The organism is Rhizobium sp. CB3090, from assembly GCF_029714285.1.
GTDB lineage: Bacteria > Pseudomonadota > Alphaproteobacteria > Rhizobiales > Rhizobiaceae > Rhizobium.
In genome coordinates this window covers 2,041,824-2,067,235 of the sequence record NZ_CP121662.1, presented here as the reverse complement: position 1 = coordinate 2,067,235, position 25,412 = coordinate 2,041,824, and the positions used below count along the sequence as shown (strand labels likewise).

The 25,412-nt window shown below is 58.7% G+C and carries 34 protein-coding genes and 1 tRNA gene; 27 read left to right on the top strand and 8 right to left on the bottom strand.

What is annotated here, in order from left to right; all coding sequences use genetic code 11:
* The first annotated feature begins 86 nt into the window (after positions 1-86).
* Both QA646_RS10035 and QA646_RS10030 read left to right on the top strand, forming a co-directional pair.
* Positions 87-392, top strand: a complete 306-nt coding sequence (locus QA646_RS10035; protein ID WP_283055321.1) for a hypothetical protein — start codon at positions 87-89, stop codon at positions 390-392.
* Between the two features lie 284 nt (positions 393-676).
* Entirely contained in the window at positions 677-1,015 is a 339-nt protein-coding gene (locus QA646_RS10030) for a hypothetical protein (RefSeq protein ID WP_283055320.1), read from the top strand.
* Between the two features lie 232 nt (positions 1,016-1,247).
* Here QA646_RS10030 and QA646_RS10025 read toward each other — a convergent pair whose 3' ends face one another.
* The gene (locus QA646_RS10025) at positions 1,248-1,988 is read right to left on the bottom strand and encodes an SIMPL domain-containing protein (RefSeq protein WP_283055319.1); all 741 of its coding nucleotides are present in this window, start codon (positions 1,986-1,988) and stop codon (positions 1,248-1,250) included.
* A 163-nt stretch (positions 1,989-2,151) separates the two neighbouring features.
* Between QA646_RS10025 and QA646_RS10020 the strand changes: the two genes are divergently transcribed.
* The 4 genes from QA646_RS10020 to QA646_RS10005 all read left to right on the top strand — a co-directional run bounded on the left by QA646_RS10020 (position 2,152) and on the right by QA646_RS10005 (position 4,905).
* A tRNA-Ile gene (locus QA646_RS10020) sits at positions 2,152-2,227 on the top strand.
* A gap of 351 nt (positions 2,228-2,578) precedes the next feature.
* A complete protein-coding gene (locus QA646_RS10015) occupies positions 2,579-3,496 on the top strand; it encodes a hypothetical protein (protein WP_283055318.1) in 918 nt (305 codons plus the stop codon).
* Between the two features lie 324 nt (positions 3,497-3,820).
* The gene (locus QA646_RS10010) at positions 3,821-4,231 is read left to right on the top strand and encodes a hypothetical protein (RefSeq protein WP_283055317.1); all 411 of its coding nucleotides are present in this window, start codon (positions 3,821-3,823) and stop codon (positions 4,229-4,231) included.
* 203 nt (positions 4,232-4,434) lie between these two features.
* Positions 4,435-4,905, top strand: coding sequence for an MEKHLA domain-containing protein (locus tag QA646_RS10005; RefSeq protein ID WP_283058827.1), 471 nt, complete (start codon positions 4,435-4,437; stop codon positions 4,903-4,905).
* A gap of 111 nt (positions 4,906-5,016) precedes the next feature.
* Here the strand turns inward: QA646_RS10005 and QA646_RS10000 are convergent, their stop codons facing one another.
* The 3 genes from QA646_RS10000 to QA646_RS09990 form a co-directional block, all read right to left on the bottom strand.
* Positions 5,017-5,397 (bottom strand): hypothetical protein, encoded by a 381-nt coding sequence (locus tag QA646_RS10000; RefSeq protein ID WP_283055316.1) that lies wholly within the window; start codon positions 5,395-5,397, stop codon positions 5,017-5,019.
* Positions 5,397-5,729, bottom strand: a complete 333-nt coding sequence (locus QA646_RS09995; RefSeq protein ID WP_283055315.1) for a hypothetical protein — start codon at positions 5,727-5,729, stop codon at positions 5,397-5,399. The genes QA646_RS10000 and QA646_RS09995 overlap by 1 nt, the downstream gene beginning before the upstream one ends.
* Positions 5,730-6,024: 295 nt before the next feature.
* Complete coding sequence (locus tag QA646_RS09990) at positions 6,025-6,816, bottom strand: LexA family transcriptional regulator (protein WP_283055314.1); 792 nt, start codon at positions 6,814-6,816, stop codon at positions 6,025-6,027.
* Positions 6,817-7,510: 694 nt separating this feature from the next.
* On the opposite strand from QA646_RS09990, the gene QA646_RS09985 reads away from it, so the two are divergent.
* Genes QA646_RS09985 through QA646_RS09975 form a run of 3 tightly spaced genes read left to right on the top strand, consistent with a single transcriptional unit; the run spans position 7,511 to position 8,916 of the window.
* Positions 7,511-7,801 carry a hypothetical protein gene (locus QA646_RS09985; RefSeq protein WP_283055313.1) on the top strand — a complete coding sequence of 97 codons (291 nt, stop codon included), beginning with the start codon at positions 7,511-7,513 and terminating at the stop codon, positions 7,799-7,801.
* A 52-nt stretch (positions 7,802-7,853) separates the two neighbouring features.
* Complete coding sequence (locus tag QA646_RS09980; protein ID WP_283055312.1) at positions 7,854-8,276, top strand: hypothetical protein; 423 nt, start codon at positions 7,854-7,856, stop codon at positions 8,274-8,276.
* Positions 8,251-8,916: a DUF6362 family protein gene (locus QA646_RS09975; protein WP_283055311.1), complete on the top strand. Its 666-nt coding sequence runs from the start codon at positions 8,251-8,253 to the stop codon at positions 8,914-8,916. The genes QA646_RS09980 and QA646_RS09975 overlap by 26 nt, the downstream gene beginning before the upstream one ends.
* A 39-nt stretch (positions 8,917-8,955) precedes the next feature.
* Here the strand turns inward: QA646_RS09975 and QA646_RS09970 are convergent, their stop codons facing one another.
* Positions 8,956-9,663: a 50S ribosomal protein L11 methyltransferase gene (locus QA646_RS09970; RefSeq protein WP_283055310.1), complete on the bottom strand. Its 708-nt coding sequence runs from the start codon at positions 9,661-9,663 to the stop codon at positions 8,956-8,958.
* Positions 9,664-9,956: 293 nt separating this feature from the next.
* On the opposite strand from QA646_RS09970, the gene QA646_RS09965 reads away from it, so the two are divergent.
* The 14 genes from QA646_RS09965 (at position 9,957) to QA646_RS09900 (ending at position 19,147) form a co-directional block, all read left to right on the top strand.
* Entirely contained in the window at positions 9,957-10,304 is a 348-nt protein-coding gene (locus tag QA646_RS09965; RefSeq protein WP_283055309.1) for a hypothetical protein, read from the top strand.
* Positions 10,261-11,745, top strand: coding sequence for a phage terminase large subunit (terL, locus tag QA646_RS09960; protein WP_283055308.1), 1,485 nt, complete (start codon positions 10,261-10,263; stop codon positions 11,743-11,745). Before QA646_RS09965 ends, terL begins: the two co-directional genes overlap by 44 nt.
* A gap of 49 nt (positions 11,746-11,794) precedes the next feature.
* Positions 11,795-13,180, top strand: a complete 1,386-nt coding sequence (locus QA646_RS09955) for a phage portal protein (RefSeq protein WP_283055307.1) — start codon at positions 11,795-11,797, stop codon at positions 13,178-13,180.
* Positions 13,181-13,229: 49 nt separating this feature from the next.
* A complete protein-coding gene (locus QA646_RS09950; protein ID WP_283055306.1) occupies positions 13,230-14,345 on the top strand; it encodes a DUF2213 domain-containing protein in 1,116 nt (371 codons plus the stop codon).
* A gap of 27 nt (positions 14,346-14,372) precedes the next feature.
* Positions 14,373-14,843, top strand: coding sequence for a hypothetical protein (locus QA646_RS09945; RefSeq protein WP_283055305.1), 471 nt, complete (start codon positions 14,373-14,375; stop codon positions 14,841-14,843).
* Between the two features lie 3 nt (positions 14,844-14,846).
* Positions 14,847-15,818 (top strand): DUF2184 domain-containing protein, encoded by a 972-nt coding sequence (locus QA646_RS09940; RefSeq protein WP_283055304.1) that lies wholly within the window; start codon positions 14,847-14,849, stop codon positions 15,816-15,818.
* Between the two features lie 69 nt (positions 15,819-15,887).
* A complete protein-coding gene (locus QA646_RS09935) occupies positions 15,888-16,385 on the top strand; it encodes a DnaT-like ssDNA-binding protein (protein WP_283055303.1) in 498 nt (165 codons plus the stop codon).
* On the top strand, positions 16,385-16,741 hold the full coding sequence (locus QA646_RS09930) for a hypothetical protein (protein ID WP_283055302.1): 357 nt from the start codon (positions 16,385-16,387) through the stop codon (positions 16,739-16,741). The genes QA646_RS09935 and QA646_RS09930 overlap by 1 nt, the downstream gene beginning before the upstream one ends.
* Complete coding sequence (locus QA646_RS09925; RefSeq protein ID WP_283055301.1) at positions 16,717-16,965, top strand: hypothetical protein; 249 nt, start codon at positions 16,717-16,719, stop codon at positions 16,963-16,965. The genes QA646_RS09930 and QA646_RS09925 overlap by 25 nt, the downstream gene beginning before the upstream one ends.
* A 21-nt stretch (positions 16,966-16,986) precedes the next feature.
* Positions 16,987-17,379, top strand: coding sequence for an HK97 gp10 family phage protein (locus tag QA646_RS09920; RefSeq protein WP_283055300.1), 393 nt, complete (start codon positions 16,987-16,989; stop codon positions 17,377-17,379).
* A gap of 36 nt (positions 17,380-17,415) precedes the next feature.
* The gene (locus QA646_RS09915) at positions 17,416-17,847 is read left to right on the top strand and encodes a phage tail terminator-like protein (protein ID WP_283055299.1); all 432 of its coding nucleotides are present in this window, start codon (positions 17,416-17,418) and stop codon (positions 17,845-17,847) included.
* A gap of 3 nt (positions 17,848-17,850) precedes the next feature.
* Positions 17,851-18,336, top strand: coding sequence for a hypothetical protein (locus tag QA646_RS09910; protein ID WP_112720988.1), 486 nt, complete (start codon positions 17,851-17,853; stop codon positions 18,334-18,336).
* Positions 18,337-18,416: 80 nt separating this feature from the next.
* Complete coding sequence (locus QA646_RS09905; RefSeq protein ID WP_004116243.1) at positions 18,417-18,818, top strand: hypothetical protein; 402 nt, start codon at positions 18,417-18,419, stop codon at positions 18,816-18,818.
* A 23-nt stretch (positions 18,819-18,841) separates the two neighbouring features.
* Positions 18,842-19,147: a hypothetical protein gene (locus QA646_RS09900; RefSeq protein WP_283055298.1), complete on the top strand. Its 306-nt coding sequence runs from the start codon at positions 18,842-18,844 to the stop codon at positions 19,145-19,147.
* Between the two features lie 19 nt (positions 19,148-19,166).
* Here QA646_RS09900 and QA646_RS09895 read toward each other — a convergent pair whose 3' ends face one another.
* The 3 genes from QA646_RS09895 to QA646_RS09885 all read right to left on the bottom strand — a co-directional run bounded on the left by QA646_RS09895 (position 19,167) and on the right by QA646_RS09885 (position 21,174).
* Positions 19,167-19,973, bottom strand: a complete 807-nt coding sequence (locus QA646_RS09895) for a hypothetical protein (protein ID WP_283055297.1) — start codon at positions 19,971-19,973, stop codon at positions 19,167-19,169.
* 151 nt (positions 19,974-20,124) lie between these two features.
* Entirely contained in the window at positions 20,125-20,550 is a 426-nt protein-coding gene (locus QA646_RS09890) for a hypothetical protein (protein ID WP_283055296.1), read from the bottom strand.
* A 147-nt stretch (positions 20,551-20,697) separates the two neighbouring features.
* Positions 20,698-21,174, bottom strand: coding sequence for a hypothetical protein (locus QA646_RS09885; protein ID WP_283055295.1), 477 nt, complete (start codon positions 21,172-21,174; stop codon positions 20,698-20,700).
* A 105-nt stretch (positions 21,175-21,279) separates the two neighbouring features.
* Between QA646_RS09885 and QA646_RS09880 the strand changes: the two genes are divergently transcribed.
* From QA646_RS09880 to QA646_RS09865, 4 genes are read left to right on the top strand one after another with little or no spacing between them, the layout of a single operon-like run.
* Positions 21,280-23,685 (top strand): hypothetical protein, encoded by a 2,406-nt coding sequence (locus QA646_RS09880; RefSeq protein ID WP_283055294.1) that lies wholly within the window; start codon positions 21,280-21,282, stop codon positions 23,683-23,685.
* Entirely contained in the window at positions 23,685-24,329 is a 645-nt protein-coding gene (locus QA646_RS09875) for a hypothetical protein (RefSeq protein ID WP_283055293.1), read from the top strand. Before QA646_RS09880 ends, QA646_RS09875 begins: the two co-directional genes overlap by 1 nt.
* Before the next feature lie 3 nt (positions 24,330-24,332).
* Positions 24,333-24,953, top strand: coding sequence for a hypothetical protein (locus QA646_RS09870; protein WP_283055292.1), 621 nt, complete (start codon positions 24,333-24,335; stop codon positions 24,951-24,953).
* The gene (locus QA646_RS09865) at positions 24,950-25,378 is read left to right on the top strand and encodes a hypothetical protein (protein ID WP_283055291.1); all 429 of its coding nucleotides are present in this window, start codon (positions 24,950-24,952) and stop codon (positions 25,376-25,378) included. Before QA646_RS09870 ends, QA646_RS09865 begins: the two co-directional genes overlap by 4 nt.
* The last annotated feature ends 34 nt before the right edge of the window (positions 25,379-25,412 follow it).

Genomic DNA, 25,412 nt, shown 5'->3' with positions numbered 1-25,412 from the left:
TTCAGCTTGGCTCGCCTAGTGTGGCTTCAATCCCGAGGCATCGGGATTGCACCGATCCGCAGCAAGGACTTGAAGGAGAAACACCCATGATCGGCATTTTCGCCAAGGCAGGCATTGCGGCCCTCATCACACTCGGCGCCGTTTCCGCCACCGTTTCCGCCGCCTCGGCCAACGATCTTCCGGGCCATATTCATCAGGTGCGTTACGACCCGCATCGCGGCCGCATCTGCTCACCGATAGCAGCCGTTCAGAAGGCTCGCGCCATGGGCCTGCGCCGCGCTCAAATCCAGAATATCACGCCGCGCCGCGTCGTTGTTGAAGGCTTTGGCCGCCACGGCCCGGACCGCATCGTTTTCGCCAATGTGCCGGGTTGTCCGCTCATTCGCCGCTGATGTCAGACAGCCGCGGGCGGATGGCGTCGCCGTTTATGACTACGATCGCGCTGCCGCGGTGGTGTTTCCAAGATCAGGAGAGCCGTCCTCATAAATGAGGGCGGCATTTATATTCTCTTGTGCGGCGACCCTGCCACTGGCCTCGCTTTTGCTTTCATTGTACCTGAATAGCGCATGAACGGTTGATTCTGAACTTGTTCAGTATCGTGTCGTTACTCCCAAGATATTCCCTCAGGAGAGGCGGCAAGCACATGAGGGAAAGCCATTTGCTCTATGGAGGATAAATGAAACAATTGCTGGCAAAGTTGGGGATCGCTGCCGCGATCACCGTTACCGCGCTGTCGGGGACTACGGGATATGCTTCCGCCCAAGGCGTAGACATTTACATTGGCCCGGGCCGGCACCGGCCGCCACCGCCGGATTACGATATCCCACCGCCGCGCTACGAGCGCCGTGGCTGTGACCCGCGCGAAGCCATGGATGTTGCCCGCAGCTACGGCCTGCACCGCGCTCGCGTGGTTGACGTGACGCCGCGCCGCGTCATCGTCGATGGTTTCGGCCGCCGTGGTCCGGACACGATGATGTTCGCCAATGTTCGCGGCTGCCCGTTGATAGGCCGCTGATATCATCTGCAAACGCCTAAAGCGTGTCGCGATCTTTCAGATTCGCTCGTTGCGCTTTAGGCTGTTGATTTTGCGCATGTCGTTATCGCAAAACCGCCTCACACTTTTGCGCGACATGCTTTAGTTGCGCCCGGCGGTCGCCGCTTGACGCTTTCGCTTTATCGGCGGGGGCCGCGAAACCGCCCTTTGCTCGGTCCTGTCGGACCTGAGCGAAGGGCGGTTTTGTTTTTGGCTATTGCTGGATTGCGTAGGTGATGCTGACCGAGGCGTTATAGGTGTTTTCGCCGCTCGCCACCGGCACCGCCTTCTCAGCAGCCATCGCCATCGATTGACGCATAAGTGGCTGCGGCGGCATGACGATGGCGCCCTCGCTGATCGAAAGGACGTGGCCGAGCTTGACGCCCGCTGCATCGGTCAAAGTTTTTGCTTTCGCTGCGGCATCGGCCACGGCGTTCTTGCGGGCCTCTTCCAGCGCAGCGTCCGGCTTGTCGTTGGTAAACTGAATATCGCCGCCCTGGTTGATGCCGAGATTGACGGCCTGATCGAGGAGGGCGCCGAGCTTGGAGAGATCCCGCACGCGCACCGTCAGCCCGTTGGTCACCTGATAGCCGGTCAGCGTCGGCGGTAGGGACTGGCCGTTCTTGTCGTTCTGATAGACATATTGCGGCTGGATCGCGAAGCCCGATGTTTGAAGATCGCGCTCGGCAATGCCTCTGTCCTTCAGCGTCGCCAGCACCGCCCCCATCGCCTTGTTGTTCTGATCGAGCGCATCCTGCGCGGCTTTTGCCTGTTTGACGACCGAGAGCGTTACAACGGCCATATCCGGCGCGATTGCGGAATGTCCCTCGCCGGTGACCGTGATGGTTGCCTCGCGCGGTTTCGCTTCCTCTGCGAAACTATGGGTAGCGGGCACGAGGAGAGTCGTGCCGAGAAAAGCGGCAAAAACAAAATCTCTGGTTTTCGTCATGGGCATGGCTCATTCCTTGGTTGGTGTTTCCTTGAGGTTCGCTTTTGCGGATTGATTGTGAAGGTATTGCGGCAGTCCCTTGTGGGGAAAGACGAATTGGGCTAGAGCCAAGTCGGCTCCCGGGGAACCATTGCTCCGGGGCTGCAGCACGATCATTTTTCATCGTGCCGGGCCTGTAGCTCAATGGTTAGAGCCGGCGGCTCATAACCGCTTGGTTGGGGGTTCGAGTCCCTCCGGGCCCACCAATTTATCCTTGCTGGCTGCAGCCGCCGATGGTGCTCTTCTGAGCCCCTAAACTATATCAGTGTAGCCGGACGCGACTTTCCGGAATTTTGACACGAGAAATCGGAAAAGCCATTTTCTGTACTGTGGCGTTGTAGGCTGGCTGTAGCCGATCGCTTTTTTGCCATTTTGTCAGCGGCTTTTGCAAAATTTGAGTTTTCAAAGGCCATGGCCGGTGGCGCCATTTTGCAAGCTCCCGTAGTTGCCAGTTTCCATTTTCATCCTTGCCTATCGGTCCGATCTCTCGTGATTATTGCGTGTAGGTATCTCCGACTGAGTCGAGCTCTGGTTTAGGGTGTCCGAGAGGTGATTGCATGGAACTACACGAAGCAATGAATTGGATAGCCGATTCTATCCAGTCTCCCGCTTTCAACAATCTAAGCACCGGCGCCTTTGGCGCCTTTTTTGGTGCATGGGGCGCTCAAGCGATAATCAGCAGGGGGCAGCGAAGACAGTCGGTCGTGGCTGAACTGAACAATATAAGCGCAGCTTTGGGTCTGTGCTTCTCGATATGTAACACCTATGCCAGTCTAAAAGCGCAGCACGTCCGCCCGCTCTCCAAGTCCGTCGAAGATGCGCGAGAGCAGCGGCGGTTGATTGACGAGAAAAATAAGAATTTGCGAGGTCCCCTGCGTCGTCCCTTAGAGTTGACGTTTGATTTTCGGACAATTCCTCGGCCAAGAGCGCCCATCGAACTTCTAGAAAAGCTAGTCTTCGAGAAAATTGCAATGCGGGGCCGCGGACCAATCGCCTTCATCGCCTTGATGAATGCAGTTGATAGTCTAAATAGCGCCATCGCGTTTCGTGAGGAATTGATACTCGATATCAAAGCTCGAAATCTGCCCGCCAAGGAGCTTGTAAGTTTGTATTTGGGATCTCCAGTCTCGGATCGAGGCACCGACTCGCGATATCCCGACTCTGTCGAGGCGATCGACTCACACACAAATGACTGTATTTTTTTCTCCCAGATCGTCGCTGCCGACTTAGCCGAATATGGCAAGGCGTTCCGAAAAAAGCATAGTGGCCCGCTAACAAGGGCGCTTCCGAAATTGCCGGCTGCTGATTGGTCGAGTCTGCGGGAACAGCAACTGTTGCCCGACGAAAGCAACTACGCGAGCTGGCTCAGCAGCTTTGAGGGCCAGCCCATTACTCGAAAGACCTTCCGATCACTGATGGGTCTTTTAGGGCGCTTCAAAGCCCGTTTGAAGACCTTTCAAAGTGGGCATCTTTGAGAGTTCGCCACGCATACGCCGCAGCCAGACTGACCACCCCGTTACCGGCTGCATCGGATCGGTCAACCCGATCGGCCATCCCACTATCCAGTCCGAAAAGTTCGGGTTGAAGGTAAGGTCGTTGATCGAGGATCTCGGCCCAGCGTTCAAAGTGAGATGGAGGGGGCGGGAATAAGGGAAGCGAAACGGCGTTGTCGGCCGAGCTCCGCATCCTTCATCACTCGTTGATATCGCCACAAACTACGTGAGCTCAAATTTTCGCACATCCTAGCAACCATCCTCCAGTTCGCGTGTTCTTCACAGAGTCTAGAGGAGGACCAAGGAATGAAAACGATCCTGTCTATCGCTGCCCTGACGCTATCGCTTTCGGCTGGCGCCGCTTTCGCTCAGCAAGCTCCGGATACTGCGACGCCGACACAGCCGGCGCAGCCGCCGGCCCAGCCGCCAGCTCAGACCGAAACCGCACCACCAGCAAACTCGCCGCAACCACCGGCAATGGGGCAGCACCGGCCCGATGACGACGCAATGATGAAGGGTGATTGGCATCGGGGCTTCATGGGTCATCGTCCGATGATGTCCAAGGCCGCTCGTTTTCGCATCGAGAACGGTGATGTCAAGATAGACATCAAATGTGCCGAGGACGAACCAATGAAGGCATGTGCGGACGAGCTAAACCAAATTCTGGACAGGCTTGAAGGGCGGCGGTCCTCGTCGCGAGACGACGACTATCAATAGGCAAGCGGCGATCGAGATTATCTGCGGACGGTTTTCCGGTCTCGCTTACGTCTAAATCACTGATTTTCGCTGGTATGGTTTGCCTCTTGGGCTCACCGTCTTTTGAACTTATACGCCTGACCAATTCATAGCGAGATTTCCTGTTTGGTTTCCGGCACATCCGGCCTAAAGAAAGGCCGGATGTGCTCAACAGGAAAGATTCCATGGCCATTAGTCCTGAACACAATGCTTCCGATTTGTGGGTCGACCCTGAGTTCTTCGATCTGCTCACTGGAAGTTATGCGCATATCGTTGGGACGCCTCTTATCGGCGAGGGGCTGGGGCCGAGTTGGCTTTACAATGACGCTCCTTTCGTGGTCGTAGCGCATAATACCGACGCCGATCCGCGCTTCATCTATGCCAATAAAGCTGCCCAGGCTTGTTTCGAATACGCTTGGGACGAATTCGTCACTTTACCGTCCCGTCTTTCAGCAGAGCTGCCCAATCGGGCCGAACGTCAGCAATTGTTAGATGCGGTGACGCGGGACGGCTTTATCTCGGGTTATCGCGGATTGCGGATCACAAAGTCGGGACGGCGCTTCTGGATGGAAGACGGCATTGTCTGGCAGCTCATCGACCGAGAGGGAAATCGGCGGGGGCAGGCGGCGACATTTTCGAAATGGAAGGATGTGTAGGCCGGATCGGCTGCAGCGCCGGTCGTGAGGATAACGGCTTCTCCGCCTCGCACTAACGGAAGTTCAGGTTGTTAATCCGCATTTTGCTTCAAGGGGGAATCGGCAGGGATATCAAGCCATCGGCTCCAATCTCCTTTCCTGTTCGATTTCGCGAACTATATCGCAATCGGTCTCCTTAGACTGTTCCAGTTGATCGGCAAACAGCTCGGCGGCGTGGCGACCGGCGGGTGTCCTGTCGTTTTCGATCACCGCTGCGATGCGGCGGAACAGCTCGGCCTCGAAACCGCCCGCGTTGCCGAGGGGATGCGGTCGCGGCAATCGCGCGCCACCATCCAATCGGATCGCCGAGACGTAAAACTCGCCGTCATAGCCATCTCCCGCCGATGTCAATTCGGCGCGGCCGTAGAGGAGGAGGCCCGTCTCCCAACGATCGCAGAGGTTAATGGTGAGTTCATCGAATGAATATTCACAGGAGAAAACGTCAGCGGACATCAAGCGGCCATTTGCGCAATGGACGCAAGTGATGTGGCCGACAGGTGAAGAATCTCTTCCGTCAGCATCGCCCGATCCCTGGCAATCGACATTCCAAATGGCCGGGCGTCGATGCGCAGCAGTTCCAGTCTCAAATTTGCAATTCGCTCGGCGCGACTCTGGGCTTCGGTTTTGGTCGCATCGGTTGCTTGTTGGCGTTCCCATGTCCAAGCCGTCGAGAGGGCGCGGGCGAACCATCTACGCCGGGCGGCCGCGGTCGAAGGCCGGCGCAACCGCGTGTCGCGGCGATAGAGCATCCAGGCGGTAGTCATGACATCGGATCTCGCAGGCATGAACGGCATCTTCCCTTTCTGCACCCAGCGGCTGCAGTATTTATCTTCATCCGGCTGCCGATCCGGTTTCGCTGACTTCACGCAAGATCTCTGGACTTGCGTGGGCTCATTCCGTCTCGGCCGATCGGCTCGCAAAAGGCAAGCTGTCATATGGCATGATGTGTGTCAACATGATTTGTGTGTTACGATTGCATTTAAACACGATGCATGTTTAATGAATTCAGCCAAGCATAGCCTTTGTGTCCAGTCCAGGCTTGAACTGAATGGCTGATAGGGCAAGGAAGAGGGGGCGGTTTTATTTTCTTGCGATATGCCCGCAGATGCGCCCGATGATCGTCAGCCGCGCCAACTCCACTGTGAAGGTTTCAAGCGCGGGATTGTCGGAAATGATCTTCACCTGACTGGGCTGGGTGAAGGGAACACGCTGAAGGCGCTTGATCTGTGGCTCTGAATAGCCGTCGCTGATGGCATAGACCGTATCGGTCGCCATCTGGTTCTGTGAGAGATCGACGACGACGCGGTCGCCGGGCATGTAGGTGGGCTGCATGGAATCACCGATCACTTCCATGATGATGGTGTGGTTCGGCGATGCCTTTGCCTCGTTGCGCAAATAGCCCGAAGGAATCAGCCATTCCGCGACGATCTTATGGCCGGCGACATTGCCTGCTCCAACAGGCAGGTTGATGACTTCGCCGACAATGCCGCTGCCGGCGCCGAGTTTGACGTCCACCTCCGGCGTCGCGCCTTCGATCTTCGGTTGCCAATGTTCCCGACTGTAGCTGAAGTCCTCGCCACCTTCGGCAAACCCTTCATTGTATTGTTCATCGGGATCGAAGGAGGTGACCACCATACGCGGCCCCGGCCGCTCCACTTTCCTTGGCCCTTCACCGGTCAGGAGATAGCCGGCTGTGGTGCCGAACTTCTTGGCATAGCGGTCGGCAATCTCGGGGCCGAATTCGTTCTGGCCGTTTTCGTGCGCTCGGTAGGTGGATAAGCCGATGCCAAGCGCCTCCGCCGCCTTTGTCGCCGAGGGATAATTTGCGGCTTCGCGCGCCGCCTTCAGTCGTTCGCCCATGGATTTCTGCATGATCCAACACTCGCAAAATAATTAACATAAATCATGTTGACATCGACATTAATAACAACATATTTTGTGTCTATCAAGATGTCGGCAGTGAAATTCGCTGCAGGCTGAAGTGCTGGGGCGAAGATCGTCCGGCGAAGAATGATTTTGGGGAGTGATCGTATGATCTCGACTAGGAAGGGCACAAGGGTGGGTTTGAGCTCACGTTATTTCGACTTCTTCTGGGGCTGCCCCGGCTGCGGCCGGACATTGTCGATCGGGGAGGTGATCGAGCGGCATTGTGAGACTTGCGATGAGCATGTCGAGCCAACGGAAATATCTGATCCTGGTTCGATCGGGAGCGAGCCCGGTGCGGAGAAAACGATATGAGCGAGATGATTCAAGGTCTTCTTGCCTGTCTCGGCGCTGCGCTTTTCTTCCTCTGTGTTCTTGCTGCTCTCGAGCCGATCATTTCGTCTTCGAGGCTTGCCGGTTCGGAGGATGACGCCAGCGGCGCTCCGGAGGGGGATCTGGTTCACTTCCGGATGATCAAGGACGAATTTCAGTCAGAGCCTAATCGAAGCAGGCTTCGAGGACCTTGGTTGCGCTCGAGATTTCGCGCTCGCTGACACGGCGCAAGCGGCTTGCTGCCAGGCGTTGAACCAATTTCAAAAACTTAATTCGAAGACCTGGTCCGAACTGGCCAGAGGAGGTTTCCATGAATGAATTTCAAATCGGTACCGAAGCTGTCGCCGGAGGTCATCTCGGCTGGATCCGCAAGGTCCACCGCGCCACGAACGAAGTCCTTCGGAATCATCGCGGCGAGCCTATCGTCTTCCCGACCCAGGATGCGGCCAAGGCGGCGGCCGGCGAAGCGATGGTTGCCTATCTCAATACGCCGATGCTGCGCGACGGGGCGCGAGTGGAGGTGATGTCAAAGGCGGAAGCCCTGTTCAAGCCGAGGCATCCATTTGCCGACGCCGGTGCAGTGAACGGAAAGGTCGCGTGATTAAGCGGTCGCCATTGATTGCATTCATTTTTTCTTCTGGAGGGGAGGCGACATGCTCATGAGCAAAGGCAGGCTTGACACTCTTCTTGACGGCCTCGGCATCAAGCTCGTGCCTGTTCATCGCCGCCGTGCGCCGGCGCAAAGCCACGCCCGCGGCACGATGCAGGAAATTCGAGGGCAGCACGGCGATGGACATCTGGTCTTCGTATTGCGCTGCATTCGCCAGACCGGCAACAACCGCGATGAACTATGGTCGGACACGATCGGAGCCGTTTCCGATATCCTGGTCCAGCGCCAGGATTGGGCGCTGCATCGGCCCGGTGATCTGCTGGCCGCCTTCGACGATATCGCGCTTGGCGCTTTGCGCGCCGACGCAGTGGCACGGCGCCCATGGCCGGTGCGTGCCACGCTTCGGATTTTGATCTATCGGGAATTGGAGAAGCGACTTGATGCACCACAGCGCCTTGCAGTTTGACGATCTTTCCGAACGCGCGGCCGAGATCGCCGATCTAAGCGTCATCGTTCGTGCCCGCTTCGTCGAAGCTGCCGACACGATGATTCATCTCGATGTGCGCGGCGTGCGCCCGGATCGGGTGCGCACGCTTTGGCCGGATGTTCTCCCCGGACCGACCGATCATGCAGATACCCGCATCCGTTATCGTCCGAATGCAGCGGCTATCAGCCGCGCGGAAGAAGTGCTGCAGGATTGGTTGCTGATCCATGTCAGAGACCAGGAGCGCCGCATCCTGCTTTCCCGGTGGTCAGTCTGTCTTGCCGCGCCTCACATTGTCGGTTCTTTCCGTGATTTCTGCGGGAGGACCGGCCGGGTGAGACGAACGGCGGAACGGCGCATTCAGAGCGAATTTCAAAACGTTGCCAATGCACTGCTCACGATTTCGCCCTCGTTGCAGGAGCCCGATTGGTCGCGCATATCGCCGATGATGCCGAATTCGGCAGGGGGTTTTGAGCGAGTGAAAACTCCGCCCGTAAAGCACGAGACGCATTGGCTGCCGGAAGATTCAAAGCCGGTGTTCGATGCGGCGAGCCCCGAGCTGGCGGCGTTGGCAAAACGGCTGGAGCGAGAGAACCGGCGGCGTGCAAAGATGAAAGCTTAGGTTCACTATCGGCCCTGGTTCAAACCCAGGACTTCGTCGTCAGGATTGATCTTCATCGCCTCGGCTTTGCCGGGGCGTTTTGCGTTCAAACGCAAAGACCGCACTCGGCCTCGAGCTGGTGGCGGCGCCAAAATCCGGCACAACATATTCCGCCAGCAGCCGCAGCCGCGATTGCGGAAGGTGGGCACGCCAAGGGTCTCCGATCAGGATCTCGATACCTCTTGCCAGGCAAAGGTCAAGAAATGCCGTAACACGCTTGGCAAGCGCGGTTTCATAAAAGAGATCGCCGACGCAGACGATGTCCGTAGCGGGAGGCTCGCCTTTCGTCAGGTCGGTGAGAACAGGCAAAATTGTCACCCCATTGACGGCAGCATTCAGCCCTATTGCTGCGATAGCATAGGGATCCACGTCGGCAGCAATCACCTCCGCCGCACCCGCCTTTGCCGCTGCTATGCCGACAATGCCGGAGCCTGCGCCGAGATCGAGTACGCGGCGGCCGGCAGCGGCGTCAGGCCGATCGAGAAGATATCGCGCCAGCACCAATCCTCCACCCCAATGATGCGCCCAGTAGGGTGAGCCAAATTCCTGATCCTGCTCGGCAAGCCGCCACAAGCCGCTTTGCGGTCCGGCCTTATACAGGCGAATCTCTGGAATTGAAGGGACAAGCGCGATGGGGAGATTGGCAGAGATGAAATCCCGAGCCGCGGCGATCTTCGCATGATTTTGATCGGGCTGTTTGTTGGTCATTTCGTTTTGTCTGGCGCTGAAGCCCTTTGAGAGGGAAAAGGAAGCAACTTTGCTCTGATCGTCGGACAATAAAGTGTGATATTCGAGTGTAATTTCAAGTAATTATCTGTGATATCATCAAAGATTTCGCAATCCTTGCAGCCGCCTTATCGATCAAGGGTGTCGCCAACTGCGCCGAATTGGGGTATTGGTTTTGGCATGATGAGAACAGTTGCAGCGACGCACTGTTGACCGCAAGCGGCTCGACTATCGGCCGCTTGTTTCCTTTCAACGTTCCATCGGAATTCCAAAGCATGTCCACTGCCGACAAGCCTGTCGTGCCGCGCAAGCCGCGTACGCGCCGGCGAAAAACCGCGTCCGGCGGCGATACGCCGCTCGACTATATGCTCAAAGTCATGCGCGATGACGAGGCGGATCAGAAGCGGCGGGATGAAATGGCGAAGATCGCCGCATCCTATGTTCACCAGAAACCGAGCGAACGCCAGAGTAGCGGCGCCAAAAGCGGCCAGAGTTTCACGATCGATTTAACCAACGCTACGGATGAGCAGCTTGCGACACTCGAAACCCTCTTCGGTCCGCTTGCCGGATCCGGCGGCGATGATGGCCGCGATACGCGAGGAGAAGACGAGACGGAAAGCTGAGGCGGAGCGGGCGGAACTCGCCCGGCAGATTGCCGAGGATGCCGAGGGCATTCGGGAGCGTTGTCAGTCGCTTGTCGGTTTTGTCCGGGAGGCCTGGCACGTTGTCGAGCCTTCGGTCGGCTATGTCTATGGTTGGCATATCGATGCCATCTGCCGACATCTCGAGGCGGTGACGTCAGGCGAGATCACGCGATTGCTGATCAACGTGCCGCCTGGCACGATGAAGTCGCTGCTCTGCGGAGTCTTCTGGCCGGCCTGGGAATGGGGGCCGAAGAGCATGGCGGAGATGCGCTATCTCGGCTCGTCCTATTCGGAACACTATGCCAAACGCGACAATAGGCGCATGCGCGACCTCGTCGCTTCGGAGTGGTATCAGACGCTCTGGGGCGACCGGGTGAAGCTGACGCGGACCGGGGAAATGGCCTTTGCCAATACGCGCACCGGCTTTCGCCAGGGCGTGCCATTTTCGAGACTGACAGGTGGGCGTGGCGATCGAGTGATCATCGACGATCCGCATTCGGTCGATGGCGCCGAATCGGAAGCAGAGCGTCTGTCGACCATTCGCACCTTCCGCGAATCTGTACCGACGCGGCTCAACGATCCGCAGCGCTCGGCGATTGTCGTGATTATGCAGCGATTGCACGAGGCGGATGTCTCCGGCACGATCCTGGCGCTTGGGCTCGGCTATGAGCATCTGATGCTGCCGATGGAATTCGAGCCGGAGCGCCGATGCCGAACGTCGATCGGTTTTGAAGACCCGCGAAGGGAAGAGGGCGAGTTGCTCTTTCCCGAACGCTTTCCGCGTGCGGTGGTGGAGCGGGACAAGGTGCCGCTCGGCTCCTACGCTGTCGCCGGCCAATTTCAGCAGCGGCCATCGCCACGCTCGGGCGGCTTGTTCCAGCGTGGCGATTTCGAAATCGTCGATGCCGTGCCGGCAGGCGCGAAGCGCTGCCGTGCCTGGGACTTTGCGGCCTCGAAGGAGCGTCCCGGTCGCCAGCCGGATTGGACTGTCGGTCTGCGCATGGCGCAGGCCAACGGCATCTTCTATGTGGAGACCATCACCCGCGGTCGCTGGTCGCCGGCGGAGGTCGAGCGCAATCTGAAGAACATGGCGACGCAGGACGGGCCGACGGTGATGATCCGCATGCCGCAGGACCCCGGTGCCGCCGGCAAAGCCGATGCAGAGACGAAGATCAAGCTGCTTGCCGGTTTTCCAGTAAAAGCCTTGTCCATTACCGGTGACAAGGCGACGCGCGCCAAGCCGGCTTCCGCGCAGGCGGAGGCTGGAAATGTCAAATTATTGCGCGGCGATTGGAACGAGGTGTTTCTCGATGAGGTCTGCGCCTTTCCGAATGCGCAATTCGACGATCAGGTGGATGCCTTTGCCGATGCGCTGAACGAGCTGGCATTGGGTTCCTCCTTCAGCTTTGAGAATTTCTAGGACCCTGCGAACAGGGTCTCTCCTTCACATAGATGCCAAAGGATAATCCATGGGACACGTACTCTCGATGGTTCGCGATGGGCTGATGAGCCTTGCGTCTCGCATGGGGACGGAGCGCGACAAGGCGGCATCGGTCTTCTATGCCCAGCCGATCCTGACCGACGAACAAATCATTGCCGCCTATCGCGGCTCTTGGCTGCCGCGCAAGATCGTCGATATCCCGGCGCTGGACAGTTGTCGCAAATGGCGCAACTGGCAGGCCGGGAGCGATCAGATCGGGGCAATCGAGGCCGAGGAGCGCCGGCTGAACCTGCGCGGCAAAGTGCTGGAAGCCGCTAAGAAAGGGCGGCTCTTCGGCGGTGCGGCTTTGTTCATCGGCACGGGTGACGCCGATCCCTCGCGACCGCTCGATGCCGAACGCGTCGGCAAAGGCGGGCTGAAGCATCTGACCGTACTGACGCGCCGGCAACTTGCCGCGGGCGAGATCGAGCGCGACCCGACGTCGGAATGGTATGGCAGGCCGAAGTTTTACACGCTGACGGGCGTCAACGGAGCGCAGGTTGCCATCCATCCGTCGCGACTGGTGATCTTCAACGGCGCGATGGCGCCGGACGAGGATTTTGGCGGAGCGCTTGGGCAGGCCGGCTGGGGTGAGAGCGTGCTCACAGCAGCCTTCGATGCCATCAAGAATGCCGACAGCACGGCAGCCAATATCGCCAGTCTCATTTTCGAGGCGAAGATCGACATTATCAAGGTACCCCAATTTTCGGCCAATATCGGTAATCAGGCCTACGAGGATGCCGTGCTGCGCCGCTACACGCTGGCCAACACCATCAAGGGCGTCAACGGCACGCTGATCCTCGACAGTGAGGAAGAGTACGATAGCAAGAGCGCGCCGCTGGCAGGACTGACGGATATCCTCATGGCTTTCATGCAGATCGTCTCCGGTGCCGCCGATATTCCGGTCACGCGCCTGCTTGGCCAATCCCCCGCCGGCCTCAACGCTACCGGCGATGGCGACATGAAGAATTATCACGACCGCATCCAAGCAATTCAGGAACTCGACTTCACGCCCGCCATGTCCCGGCTGGACGAATGCCTCATTCGCTCCGCCACCGGCGCCCGCGATCCCGAGATCTACGCCACATGGGCGCCTTTGGAGCAGATGAGCGAGAAGGAGAAGGCCGACATCTTCAAGACCAAGGCCGATGCTGCGCGGGCCTTAGTCGGCTCGTCTTCCGGTCAAGAAATCATCCCGCGACAAGCCTTGTCGGAGGCACTGGTGAACACCTTTGTCGAGGATGGGGCGTTGCCCGGACTGGAGGCGGCGATCGAGGCTTTTACCGGGGCTCGGCAAGAGGGCATGTCCGAGGAAGCCACTCCTCCGAGCGAAGAACAACCTCCGGCATCTGCAGCAAATACCGCCTCGTCATAGACGGCGGCATCATCCGCCAAAGTCGATTCCGACCAAGGGACACCCACTCATGAATTTTACAGACATTGTCACCGTCGCGGGGACGCGGCGGACTGGCGACGGCTATCTTGTGGCCGACGCTCGGATCGCCCGCACGGGTATTCAGAACTATCTCGGTGCGGAGGTCGGCAGGCCGGAAATGCGCACCGTGCGGGTTTATCGCCCCGGTGCGGAAGTCTTCTCCGAAGACACGCTGAAGAGTGCCGCTCACCGACCGGTGACAAATGAGCATCCGCCGGAAATGGTCACGTCGGCAAACTGGAAGACATATTCCGTCGGCCAGACCGGCGATGAGATCGCCGGTGAGGGCATCTTCATTCGGGTGCCGCTGATGGTCAGCGACGAGGCGGCTATTCAGGACATCGAGAGCGGCAAGCAGGAACTGTCGGCCGGCTATGTCTGCGATCTCGATTTCACTGCAGGCGTGACGCCCGCCGGTGAGGCCTATGACGCGGTCCAGAAGAATATTCGCATCAATCATATCGCCATTGTGCGCCGTGGCCGTGCGGGATCGAAAGTCCGCATCGGCGATGTGGCAGCACCGTGGGGCTGCGCTCCTCTCGCAGCCCCACGCCCTAATTCCGATCATCATCTGAACAAGGAAGGAATGATGTCCACAAAGACAATTACCGTCGATGGCGTCAGGATCGAGGTCAACGATCAGGCTGCTGAGCTTATTGCGACGTTGCAGCAACGGCTCGGGGACGCCGACATCGCATACCAGAAGGCCATCGCCGTTCGCGATGCCGAGCTGGATGTCGTCAAGGCCGGGCTCTTGTCCGATGCCGAAATCGAACGGCGAGCCGAGGCTCGCGCCGATCTCATCGGGCTTGCCAAGGCGATCGTTGGCAATGTGAAAACAGCAGGTCTTACCGATACGGCGATCCGCAAGGCGGTCGTTCTCGCTAAGGTCGGCGAGAGTGCTGTCGAGGGCAGGTCGGACGCCTATATCGACGCGCGTTTCGACATGCTGGCAGAGGCCATTCGCGAGACCACGGATCTTTTCGCCGCCGCGGTCAAGGACGGTATCACCACCGAGCAGGCATCGATGTCCGCCGCGTTCACCGCCTATGCCGCCATGGTGCGTGACCTGCAATCCGCCCACCTGCCGGCCAATCCCGTCTAACCAGGTCAACGAAAAGGAGACGCTTCAATGGCGACTTATCAGACCACCTATGGAAACGCTCCTCAGAAGGGCCTGCACGGGCAGATCGCTTCGGAGGAAAAATCCAACAAGATCAGCCGCACGGTGGAAAACGCCGCCGGCATCAAGTTCGGCCAGCCGGCCCAGCGCGGTCTCGCCGATCACGGCGTTGCGCCCTATGCCGCCGGCGGCAAGTTTCTCGGCATCGCAGTGCTGACGCCGACCGTGCTGCCCGGTGCTACGCAGGTGGACGGCTATGCGCAGTTCATCACCGGCGCCTTTCTGACCTCCGGCCAGATGTATGTGCGGGCGGGCGGCGCAGTCGCTGACGGCGACGCCGTCTATTACAACCCGACCACCAATGCCTATGTCAACGCGGCTGGTACCGGCATCGTCGGCCCCATTCCCGATTGTTTCTTCGACACGAGCGGCGGCAACGGCGATATCGTCGAAATCTCGCTCAAGCACAGGAGCGCCTAATCCATGAACCAATTCGTTCGACAGCATTTCGCCGACGCGCAGGCAGCCTATTCCTTCGTCATAGCGCAGGGCCGCAATATCGAGACCCGCATCTATCAGCGGCGCTATCCCACGCTCAATTATGGCCTGCATGTGCCTGTCGTCACCGAGGGCAATGAATGGGCCGCGGGTACGACCTTCTTCACCGTCGATAGCGCGGGCGAGGCGAAGTTCCTTTCCGGCGCGGGCACGGATATGCCCTTCAATCAGTCGACGCGTGACAGCGCCAGCCATGATTTCGCAATGGTCGGCTCCGGCTGGGAATGGAATCTGGAGGAGGTCAATCAGGCAGCACTCTACAATCTCGATCTCAACGCCTCCAACGCCATCTTCGCCGCTGATAAAATCGAGCGCCTGCTCAACTCCGTCGCCATGATCGGCTCCACGGAGAAGGGCTGGACCGGTTTCGTCAACGATCCCAATGTCTCGCGCGTCGATGTCGCTGCTGACGGTACGGGCTCCTCGACCTTGTGGTCTGCCAAGACCGCCGATCAGATCCTGCGCGATGTCAACGATCTCATCGGCGGCGTGCGCGAACGCACCGGCGAAGTCGAATGGGTGGACAGCCTGCGCCTGCCGCCGGAGGCGTTCCGGCTGATTGCCACCAAGCGGCTTGCCGATGGCGACGGCTACATCACCGTGCTGGATTTCCTGCGGCAGGGGAATGTCTATACCGCCGAAACCGGCCAGCCGTTGGACATCCAGCCGCTGCGCGAGCTTGCGACGGCATCCCAGGATGGCGGCGGCCGCATGGTCGTCTACCGTCGCGATCCGGAAGTGCTGCGCTTCCATCTGCCGATGCCGCGGCGCGTGCTGCAGCCGCGCCAGAAATCCATCATGAGCTTCGAAACCGGCATCATCGCCCGCACCGGCGGCACCGAAGTTCGCCTGCCGGCCGCCATGGCCTATGGCGACGAGATCACGGCTGCGGCGTGACTTTGATTGTCCCTCTCTCCGTTTGGCGGGGAGAGGGCTCCGCCGCCCTCATTTACCGCCGGAGTTTTCATGTCCGCAGCTTTCTATGGCACGCTCGATGCTGCCAATACCTATTTTGTCGATCGGGGCAGCGCAGCCTGGGGGGCCGCCGGAGAAGATGAGCGCACGGCAGCCCTGGTACGCGGCTCTCAGGTCGTAGACGGCTTGTACGAGCCGCGTTTTCCCGGCTTTCGCGCCGGTGGTTATGACCAGGCTCTGTCGTGGCCGCGCAAGGCGGCCATGACGGCCAATGGCGAGGCCATTCCCGAAGATATCGTGCCATTGCCGATTACTTACGCTGCCTATGAGGCGGCCGCTGTCGAGCTTGCCGAACCCGGCAGCCTGAACCCAGTGGTCACTGCAGCGCAGACCGTCAAACGCGAAAAGGTCGGGCCGCTGGAGACGGAATATGTTGCGGCCGGTTCGCCCGCCGACATCATTTCCTCGGCAAGGCCAGTCATGACCATTCTTGACGGTTTGCTCTATCCCTTCTTGCGTCCGGTTCTGCCGGGCATCCTGGTGGTGTGATGGCCGCTTTCGACTATGCCAAAACCCGCGCGACTGCCGCGCGGCTGATCGCCAAGTTCGGCCAGAAGGGCAGTCTGCGTCGCATCACGAATACGGGGCCGGACTATGATCCGGTGCAGACGAGCGAGGACTTTGCCTGCTCGCTTGTCGATCTCGATCAGAGTCAGTCGTATATCGCCGATACGCTGATCCAGCGCGGGGATCGCATGGTCTATCTCTCGATCGAGGGACTGTCGATCACGCCGACATTGGCCGACAAGGTGCTGATCGGCGGCATCGAGCATGCGATCATCGATATCCAGCCGCTGTCGCCGGGCGGGACGGTTGTCTTTTGGCAGCTGCAGGTGCGGCGATGAAGGTGCTGGTGCGTTTCAAGACGATCCTGACGCTTTGGCTGTTGGCGCGTGTCATCCTGCTGCTCAATCGGGTTTCACCGTTGCCGGGAATTGAGAGGAGTGGCGGGGCGAAGGGCGAATCTCGAACGACCAAACCTGCCGTTCGCGCCCGTTACGGCCATCTTACCCTTTTGAATTTCGAGCGGCGTGGCTCTTCACCGGGCGACGCCGCCGATGGTGCATAACCCTATCAAGGGGCAATCGACATGGCTTCCTCTAATTTTTCCACCGATATTGCCGCCTGGGCCGAGCGGACCAAGCGCCGCATGGAAGAGGTGGTGAACCTCTCCGTACAGCGGCTGGCTGAGGCGATCGTCGAGGCAACGCCGGTAGCCTCCGGCGAACTTGTCAATTCCTTCCGGGTCTCCGCCTCGCCGCGACAAAGCGGGGATACGGAGAAATCTAATGAAGGCCAGCCGGTCAATCTGGCCGGTCTAGGCGTGCCGTTGGGCGGCATGATCCATATGGGTTTCACCGCGCCGCACGCCGCCGCAGTCGAGTATGGCAAGGATGGGCAGGCGGGGCAGGGCATGGTGCGGCTTGCGGCGCGCCAGTGGCCTGACATCGTCGAGCGCGCCGCGCGCGACACGGCGGACTGATCCCCCGAAATCTCAACAATCTAGACAAGGTGACGCATGGCGACGGCAACGGACGCTCTCATTCTGGCTGCGCTGCTGGACCATCTGGCCGCACTCCAATTCCAGCCGCCATTGCCGGTGGCGCAGCCGGGCATTGCCTTCCCGCCGGCGGGGCAAGAAAAGCCGGATAACTATCTGGCCGTCAGCTACCTGCCCAACCGTCCCCGGCAGGTAACGCTGGGCGACGATCCGCAGCAGAAGCTCGGGCTTCTGCAGGTTTCCGTCTATTGGAAGGCCGGCGGCGGGCTGATCAAGCCACTCGATGCCGCCGGCCAGGTCATCGACCATTTCAACAACAAGACGCTGTTCGCCTCTGGCGTGAAGATCACGATCAGTGGCGAGCCGTGGGCCACAGGCCCGATCCAAGAGGATGACCGGGTGCAGATACCGGTCACCATTCCCTACACCGCCTTTGAACCGGAGACATGATCCATGGCGAACAAAAGCACGAAGAAGGGCTCGAAAGTCTACGTATGCGAGACGCCCCAGAATACCGACCTGACGGCCAGCGCCTATGCCGCGCTGACCTGGGTGCAGGTCGGCAAGGTCGGCAAGGTCGGCGATTTCGGCTCGGACTCCACCATCAACCACTACGATACGCTGGATGAACCGGTGCAGCAGAAGCAAAAGGGCGTTTCCAACGCCGGCGATCCGGAGCTCGAAGTTGCCTCCATCGCCGACGATCCGGGTCAGGACATCCTGCGCGTTTTCGGCGATCCGCTTAACGTCAACAACATGGCGATCAAGGTCGAGCGCAACGACGCGCCGCAGGGCAAGACCAACACGGTGTTCTATTCGCGCGGCGTCGTTTCCGGCCCGCTCTATCCCGGCGGCGGCTCCGACGATTTCGATCTGGAGAAGTTCAAGATCGGCCTCAACCAGCTGCCGATCCGCGTCGACCCCGTCACCACGCCGTAAGCACCATCTTACCGATCTTGCGCGTCGCTCTCCTGCGGCGCGCGGCCACTCCCACATGTTCCAACCGATAAGGTGTTCCCTTGGATATCTCCAGTCTCGTCAATTCCGAAGATCTCTTCGAGCTGCAGCTCCTGCATCCGGCCACCGAGGAGCCGCTCGGCATCTCCTTCATGATCCGCTCGGCCGAGAGCAACGAGGTGAAGAAGATCGTTCGCCAGCATAGCGACCGCTTCCTCGCCAGCCGCAAGAAGAAGCTGACCACCAGCAAGGTCGAGGCCGAATATCTCGATAAGGCGGCCGCCGCCATCGCCTCCTGGAGCTGGGGCGAGCAGCAGTGGAAGGGCGAGCAGCCGGTGCTCTCCTTCGAGAAGGCCCGCGAAGTCGTCGAGGAAGCCGGCTGGATCTACGATCAGGTGGCCGGCGCCTCGGAGGACCGCGCAAATTTTATGAAGAGCTTGCCGAAGGGCTTTCAGAAGCCGTAAGGATCGTCGCACGCTATGATTGCGTGCGCGATGCAAACGGCGAGACCCGGCGGGAACGCAACGAGGCCTTCGAGCTTGTCAGCCCGGAGGCCGAGGTGCCGGAGGCCGGCCATGCGCTCTGGGACTGGTTCTGGGACCTGCGTTCGGCGCAGGCCCCCGGCTTTTCCGGCCCGGCGCCGCTCTCCCACCAAGAAATGCTCGCCTGGCTGCAGCTGACCGGCAACCTACTGCGCCGCGAGGACATCGTCGTGCTAAAGGCGATGGATGGGCGCTATTGCCAGGCGGTGGAGGAGGAGACGGAGGCGATCAGGGCGCGGGAGGCGGGCTAGAGGGGTTTGCCATAGAATTTCAGTAGGTAAGTCTCACATTGTCTACGGCAGCGCCGGCGTCAGTACCTTGTATGCCGACGTAGCTGCAGGCCGCTTCAATCCGCTGATATCGGCTTTGGACGATGGCGTTTGTGCTCAAGTAGACATAAAACTCTACCGGTCTCAGAACGCCTTGATCGAATTGCTTCAGCTTCTCTTCCCGCATCGAAGGGCTGTCGTCGGTCTTTTCAAGGTAGCTTGCGAACGAACTGCGACCCATTGGAAATTGGGCTTTGGAATGATCAACTTGCGTGTAGGTAGCTGATGAACCAAGGCGGAATTTCAGTGCGGCTTCACAGGTTGCCACCATTGTTAACGCCGCCGCAGGTTTTGATGGTGTGGCCGCTTTCCACTCACTCGTGTTTTGAGGAAGAGGCTTCTTTTCTGGCTCAGCGTAGCCAAATTCTTGGTTGCACGCGTCAACCTCTTTGACCGCCGCAGAGGTCATTTTGTCGAAAAAGTCGGTAGTTGCCCCCGCATTGAATAGCTTTACGTCTTTCCAGAGACGAAAGCAGAACGAGGCTCGAATATCAGGAAACTCCGCTCGGCAACTATCTGCTTCAGCAACCATGAGAGCTAGTGAACCGTACGTCTTTTCTCCTGCTTTCGCACGGACTTCTTCTCTCAATGCATCAGTGCATTTGAATTTTCGTTCGGCAAGCTTGGCAGCCTTCTCCTCCTGCCATGCCTGGTAGTATTGCCAGCCAACAACACCGCCGACAATCGCGGCGCTCGCGATTACCACTATGCATGCAGTTGCGATCAAAGCCTTTAGCCAAACGTCCATAAGTGTCTCTCAGAAATTTTAAGGAGTGCCAATGCGGATGCCGTTACTTCAGCTGAACGGCCGTCTGAATGTGTCGCGAACTCATCCCGTATAGGGGGCACAGGGAGAATGCAGTCAGAAGTAGCTGAAACCTCATAGTCGCCCGCTTTTCTTAGCGCTGCGTCTCTAACCACTCCGCGTTCGTTTTGCCGTCAACCATTACGTAGAGACGGTCCGCTCTGGAGGTGTTTTCATTGTCAGTTGGATACTGACATATGGTGGTGCCGCGAATTGGTGTGCCATAGGCGTTAGGAGCATCGTAAGTTATAAGAACCTCAAACATGCGAGGTTTTACACGGCCTCGGTCAAAATCCTTCATCATGGCTCCCTGGATGAGCGGCCCATATTCGTCCCTGGCCAGATAGCGTTTGTAGTCAGCGCGGCTGAGAGGTTCTTCGGATTCTTTGATTTCGATCCGCTTGTATCCCGACGGCGCCAAAAGTCTCAATTTCAAAACTTCTTCGCACACGGTCACCAGTTTCGATTCAGAAAAATTGCAGCCGCCAATGGCTGGCAGCAAAAAAGCTACGCTGACCAATCTCCACAATCTAATCACGAAATCCCCCATTCAAAGCGCAGGGTTGTATTTCGCATGTTTTGAAAAGGTATGCCAGTGACAGATGTTGCAAGTTCTGCGAGCTTGAGAACCGCATAACTATTGTACTTTCAGGCGTTCATCAAAGTGTCAGTGTGTATTTTGTCTATTTGCAATAGCGTCGAAAGCCGCATCCAGTTTGTGATATCGCTCCATCAGTAAATCACTGCACTTATCAACTGTGACCTTGGGATTCTTGTAAAGTGGATCGCGCGCCATCTTTTTTTCCCATTCATCCATAATCTTGCGCGCAACGTCGGCGTTTCCGGTTATATTGACCAATCCCGCTTCAACTGCCTTGCGCACCTTTAGATATGAATCAACGCCGATGCCATCCCGGCAGAAATAGGCGGCACTCAGGCTGGCGTAACTGGCATTAATAAACGCGGTCGTTAGTTCTTCGAGTTTTTGGTCGTCGCCAGCGACAGCAATGCTGCTAATCGTGCACATGAAAGTCGCGAAAATTAATCGACGCATGTTGCCCCCAAAGGTTGTTGAAACAGTCTTAGGGGAAAGATATTGCGCGCACAAGTGGAGCTGGGCACCCAATCGATTGGAAACGTCCACTTGGCTCTCTTGGATAGCAACTGATTAAGCAACGAAAGCAATCGCTGCGTCGTTTCCTTTGACAGAAACGCAGCATCTCACATCAGGTTCTCGAAAGGAGTATCGGTGCAAGATATTACAAAATTGGGAATTCAGATTTCTACCGCTGGCGTCGATGCTGCTACCGCGAGCTTGGATGATTTTAGCTCGGCAGCGACCCGGACACAAAAGGCGGCTGGCGCGACTTCCCGAGCATTTGATGTCGTAAGTGCGCGCGCGAGTCTCGCAAGTGGTGCTATCGGAAAAGCAAATGCGCAAGCGTTGAATCTCGTGGACAGCTATGGCGCCGTCGCAGGTAACGCGGGTAAAGCAAAAAGCTTTTTAGTCGCAGTAAATGCTGACACCGGCGCAAGTACGCCATCTGTTCAATCAGTTGACGATAAAACACAAAATGGTGGCACGACATCCAACAACCAAGGCCCTAGCACATTAACGCAAAGTTGGGCTGTGAATGCCATTGCTCAGCCGGGTTTTAAGTTCAGCGAACCGCCGCCGATTGATTGGAAGGATGTTGGTCTCGGCGTGGCCGCTTTTCTGCTTATACAAGGAGGAGGGCGAATTAAGGGTCTCGGGGGTGAGGCGGCAGCGGCAGTAGGAAATGGAGCGAATTATATCCGTCCTTCGGCAATCAGAGAAAGGGCAGGAGAAAGCCTGGATGCTCAAGATGCGGATGCCCGATATCTAGCAGACCGTTTCGGTGATGAAATCCCAGCTGCAAAGGAATACGCGGACCAAATCAAACAGGCGAAGGACATTAGTGATCTTGTTACCAAAGTAACTGGCGTGTTGACTACGAACTGGGCGGCGATTGCCGACACCGTACATAATGTCAGTTCTGATAATGAGAGCATGGCATGGAAGCTTAATAGGGCTTCCGTATATCCTGAGTCGAAATTACATGATTTCGGGGTCGCCTACGAAGATTTCCAGGACAGGGCCAATACCCGTAGATTGACGGTTGACGATATTCAAAAGATCGTAGAGCTCTCCAAGAAAGCATACGCTGAAAACGGTGACGATGAACTTGGTCGGCTAGCGGCGTCGTTAGACGAAGCCAGCAGACCTCTAATAAATTCTGTCAGTTTAATAAAAAGATACCAAGAGCAAGCTCAAGACGCGTATAAGAGGCGTCTTTCTGGCTTGCCTGAGACTGCGCAAGCGGCGGGCAAAGTAGTGACCACCCCGCAGATTGCTATTGAAAATAAAGCGGCGAGAACGCAGAGCGACCTTCAGAATTGGTCTACTGCAGCAGCTGTTGTGCCAGTTGGCGACAGCAAGGCAAAGTCTCTCGTGGACGCTGGTTCGAATAAGGTTATACGGGATCAGAAAGACGCAGTGGATGGCCTCACGAAGTCCTGTCAAACTTACACCGAACAGACGAAACTTGGCACACAGGCTTCCGCTCAGTCCGCTGCCGCGACGGACAATGTGAAGTCGAAGGTTGTCACGCTGAAGCAAAGCCAGGATGATCTTCAGAAAAGCGGTGCAGCGCAGCTGGCGCAGATGCCGCAATTGACCAAGGCGGCCAACGATCAGGCCGATGCCTATCGGCGCGTTGCCGACGCGCAGGCGCTGCAGAAACTTTCGGGCGATATCCAGTTCCAGCAGGAACAGATGGGCCGCTCGACCATCGATCAAACGGTCGCCTCGACACAGAAGCAATATGGCCTGCCGGTCGATATGAACTCGGCCTCGGCCAATATCATTCGCTACAATGAACAGCTGAAATATGCCCGCGAGCTTGCCGGCGATTTCGCCACGACGCTGGTCAGCGGCTTGCGCAATGGAGAGGGGCTCTGGAAGTCTATGGGGAAGGCCGCGATTTCCGTGCTCACCAAGATTTCCGACCGGTTGCTGAACGATGTGCTCAACAGCCTGTTCCAGGTCAACAGTGCCGCCGCGGGCGGCGGACTGTTCGGTGGCGGTGGTATCTTTAGCGGACTCTTCGGAGGCGGCGGGCTGGATCTCGGCATTCTGGCGCGATCGCCGCAGGCGGCGGCAGCCGTCGCGAGTGGTATTCCCGGCCTTTGGGCCGATGGCGGCTATACCGGCCCCGGCGGCAAGCATGAGCCGGCCGGCATCGTTCATGCCGGCGAGGTCGTCTGGAGCCAGAAGGATATCGCCCGGGCGGGCGGCGTCGGCGTCGTCGAGGCCATGCGGCTTGGCCGGCGCGGCTATGCCGATGGCGGTGTGGTCGGCGAGGGCGAGCCGCAGTTGCTGCGGGCGCAGCCGGATGCTTCCATTCCCGTCCGTCGCCTCAGGGCCGACAATCAGAACGATGCCTCCGGCTCCGCTTCCGGCGTGCATGTCACGGTCGGCGTTTCCGTCGATGAGGACGGCAACCTGAAGGCCTATGTGAAGAATGTCGCGCAATCGGAAGCGCAGAGTTCGACGCGGCAGGGGCTGAATGATTTCAATCAGCAGCTTCCCGATCGCGTCGCGCAGATCAACCGCAATCCCCGGAGGCGCTGATGGCCGTTTCCTATCCCTACAGCCTGCCGGCCTTTGCCGATCTTCTGAAAATCTCCGGTATCGTCTGGGATATTCAGCGCAATGACGAGCTTTCCGGCTCCGGCGATGGCCGGGTCTGGCAGGCGGAACTGGCGCCGCCGCTCTGGATCGGCACGGTGACGCTGGCCGACATGTACAATGCGGAGGCGAAACAGATCGCCGCCCGCATTCGCAAGCTACACGGCGCCCAGGAGGCGCTTTTTCTTTATGATCCGCTGTCGAAATATCCGCAGGCCGATCCGGACGGGACGAAGCTCGGGGCCGCGAGCGTCAGCATTGCGGCGCTCGGGGGCGACAATGCTTCGCTCAGCCTCAAGGGCCTGCCGGCGGGATATCGGCTGACCGTCGGCGACAAAATGCAGGTCGGCTATGGCGGCCGCTATGCCTTTCTCGAAGTCTCGGAAACGGGAAGCGCCGACGGGCAGGGGACTACGCCCGTCTTCGGCGTCTTCCCGCATCTGCCGGCGGGTTTTGCCGCCGGTCTCGGCGTGACGCTTCTGCTGCCGGCCTGCAAATGCCTGGTCATGCCGGGCAGCCACAATCCCGGCACCGCGAGCGGCCCGATCACTTCGGGCGCCACCTTTAAGGTCATTCAGAAGAAATAGACGATGAAGAACATCACCTCCGCCTTCTTCGCGGCGCTGACCGGCGCGCGCGACAAGGGGCTCGTGCCCCGTCGTTTCGTATGGATTACCGGCAAGGATCTCGCCAGCGGTGCGCCTGCCTCGATCGGCCTCTGGACCGGCGACGACGACATCAACATCACGGTCACCTCGGGCGTCACCGGTCTGCCGGAGGCGCGGACCTATTATGGCGGCCTCAATCTGAAGGTAAGCCCGATCCCGCGCACGGCGGATTTGACGATCCAGACCGTGACCATCACCATCGGCCAGATCGCGCCCGCCGTGCAACAGCTCGTGCGCGGCTACGATCTGCGGCTGGCGCCGATCGAAATCCACGACGTGTCGTTCGATACCGGCACGCGCCTTCCGAGCGCAGTGCCGGAAATCGCCTTTCTTGGCATTGCCGATGGCGCTCCGATCAAGACGCCGGCGGTGGGGCAGGATGGGGACATCGAGATATCCGCCATCTCCGCCGCCATCGCCATGCTCGAACGGACCAACCCGGCCAAATCCTCCTATGAGGGCCAGAAGCGCCGCAGCGGCGATGAGTTCGGCCTCTATTCCAGCACCGTCGCCAATTGGCAGATACCTTGGGGGCAGAAATGATTGATGATCTTGTGAGGGTCAAGAACTGGCGTGCCCGCTTTGTCGCCGAGATCGATCGGCTGAAGCGCACGCCCTTTGCCTGGGGCAGCCATGATTGCGGCCCGGGTCTTGCCGGAAATCTGGTGCTCGCGATCACCGGCGTCGATTGCGCGGCCCAGTTTCGCGGCGAATATTCGACTGCCGCCGGCGCGCTGAAGACCATGAAAGCAGCGGGCTTCGACAATCTCGCCGATCTCGTCGCCAGCATGTTGCCGGAGATCTATCCGAGCCAGGCCCATATCGGCGACATCGCCGCGATCCCGCACGAAGGCCCCTTCGGCTACGCCCTCGGCGTCGTCAATGGCGAGCGCATTTTCGTGCTGCGCGAAACCGGCCTCGGCACGGTCGATCTGCTCGACGCGAAGCGAGCCTTCAGGGTCGGCTGAGCCAACAACACCGCCGCTTTTTTCTTTGTCACCT

What these genes read in the sequence shown, in the direction of transcription:
- QA646_RS09985 (WP_283055313.1), top strand. Translation starts at nt 7,511, where the DNA reads ATGAATGAATTTCAAATCGGTACCGAAGCTGTCGCCGGAGGTCATCTC.
- QA646_RS09945 (WP_283055305.1), top strand. Translation starts at nt 14,373, where the DNA reads ATGGCGACTTATCAGACCACCTATGGAAACGCTCCTCAGAAGGGCCTG.
- QA646_RS09920 (WP_283055300.1), top strand. Translation starts at nt 16,987, where the DNA reads ATGGCTTCCTCTAATTTTTCCACCGATATTGCCGCCTGGGCCGAGCGG.
- QA646_RS09955 (WP_283055307.1), top strand. Translation starts at nt 11,795, where the DNA reads ATGGGACACGTACTCTCGATGGTTCGCGATGGGCTGATGAGCCTTGCG.
- QA646_RS10035 (WP_283055321.1), top strand. Translation starts at nt 87, where the DNA reads ATGATCGGCATTTTCGCCAAGGCAGGCATTGCGGCCCTCATCACACTC.
- QA646_RS10010 (WP_283055317.1), top strand. Translation starts at nt 3,821, where the DNA reads ATGAAAACGATCCTGTCTATCGCTGCCCTGACGCTATCGCTTTCGGCT.
- QA646_RS09865 (WP_283055291.1), top strand. Translation starts at nt 24,950, where the DNA reads ATGATTGATGATCTTGTGAGGGTCAAGAACTGGCGTGCCCGCTTTGTC.
- QA646_RS09975 (WP_283055311.1), top strand. Translation starts at nt 8,251, where the DNA reads ATGCACCACAGCGCCTTGCAGTTTGACGATCTTTCCGAACGCGCGGCC.
- QA646_RS10025 (WP_283055319.1), bottom strand. Translation starts at nt 1,988, where the DNA reads ATGCCCATGACGAAAACCAGAGATTTTGTTTTTGCCGCTTTTCTCGGC.
- QA646_RS09990 (WP_283055314.1), bottom strand. Translation starts at nt 6,816, where the DNA reads ATGCAGAAATCCATGGGCGAACGACTGAAGGCGGCGCGCGAAGCCGCA.
- QA646_RS09935 (WP_283055303.1), top strand. Translation starts at nt 15,888, where the DNA reads ATGTCCGCAGCTTTCTATGGCACGCTCGATGCTGCCAATACCTATTTT.
- QA646_RS10030 (WP_283055320.1), top strand. Translation starts at nt 677, where the DNA reads ATGAAACAATTGCTGGCAAAGTTGGGGATCGCTGCCGCGATCACCGTT.
- QA646_RS09950 (WP_283055306.1), top strand. Translation starts at nt 13,230, where the DNA reads ATGAATTTTACAGACATTGTCACCGTCGCGGGGACGCGGCGGACTGGC.
- QA646_RS09875 (WP_283055293.1), top strand. Translation starts at nt 23,685, where the DNA reads ATGGCCGTTTCCTATCCCTACAGCCTGCCGGCCTTTGCCGATCTTCTG.
- QA646_RS10015 (WP_283055318.1), top strand. Translation starts at nt 2,579, where the DNA reads ATGGAACTACACGAAGCAATGAATTGGATAGCCGATTCTATCCAGTCT.
- QA646_RS09915 (WP_283055299.1), top strand. Translation starts at nt 17,416, where the DNA reads ATGGCGACGGCAACGGACGCTCTCATTCTGGCTGCGCTGCTGGACCAT.
- QA646_RS09980 (WP_283055312.1), top strand. Translation starts at nt 7,854, where the DNA reads ATGCTCATGAGCAAAGGCAGGCTTGACACTCTTCTTGACGGCCTCGGC.
- QA646_RS09870 (WP_283055292.1), top strand. Translation starts at nt 24,333, where the DNA reads ATGAAGAACATCACCTCCGCCTTCTTCGCGGCGCTGACCGGCGCGCGC.
- QA646_RS10005 (WP_283058827.1), top strand. Translation starts at nt 4,435, where the DNA reads ATGGCCATTAGTCCTGAACACAATGCTTCCGATTTGTGGGTCGACCCT.
- QA646_RS09970 (WP_283055310.1), bottom strand. Translation starts at nt 9,663, where the DNA reads ATGACCAACAAACAGCCCGATCAAAATCATGCGAAGATCGCCGCGGCT.
- terL (WP_283055308.1), top strand. Translation starts at nt 10,261, where the DNA reads ATGATGGCCGCGATACGCGAGGAGAAGACGAGACGGAAAGCTGAGGCG.
- QA646_RS09930 (WP_283055302.1), top strand. Translation starts at nt 16,385, where the DNA reads ATGGCCGCTTTCGACTATGCCAAAACCCGCGCGACTGCCGCGCGGCTG.
- QA646_RS09910 (WP_112720988.1), top strand. Translation starts at nt 17,851, where the DNA reads ATGGCGAACAAAAGCACGAAGAAGGGCTCGAAAGTCTACGTATGCGAG.
- QA646_RS09895 (WP_283055297.1), bottom strand. Translation starts at nt 19,973, where the DNA reads ATGGACGTTTGGCTAAAGGCTTTGATCGCAACTGCATGCATAGTGGTA.
- QA646_RS09965 (WP_283055309.1), top strand. Translation starts at nt 9,957, where the DNA reads ATGTCCACTGCCGACAAGCCTGTCGTGCCGCGCAAGCCGCGTACGCGC.
- QA646_RS09995 (WP_283055315.1), bottom strand. Translation starts at nt 5,729, where the DNA reads ATGCCTGCGAGATCCGATGTCATGACTACCGCCTGGATGCTCTATCGC.
- QA646_RS09940 (WP_283055304.1), top strand. Translation starts at nt 14,847, where the DNA reads ATGAACCAATTCGTTCGACAGCATTTCGCCGACGCGCAGGCAGCCTAT.
- QA646_RS10000 (WP_283055316.1), bottom strand. Translation starts at nt 5,397, where the DNA reads ATGTCCGCTGACGTTTTCTCCTGTGAATATTCATTCGATGAACTCACC.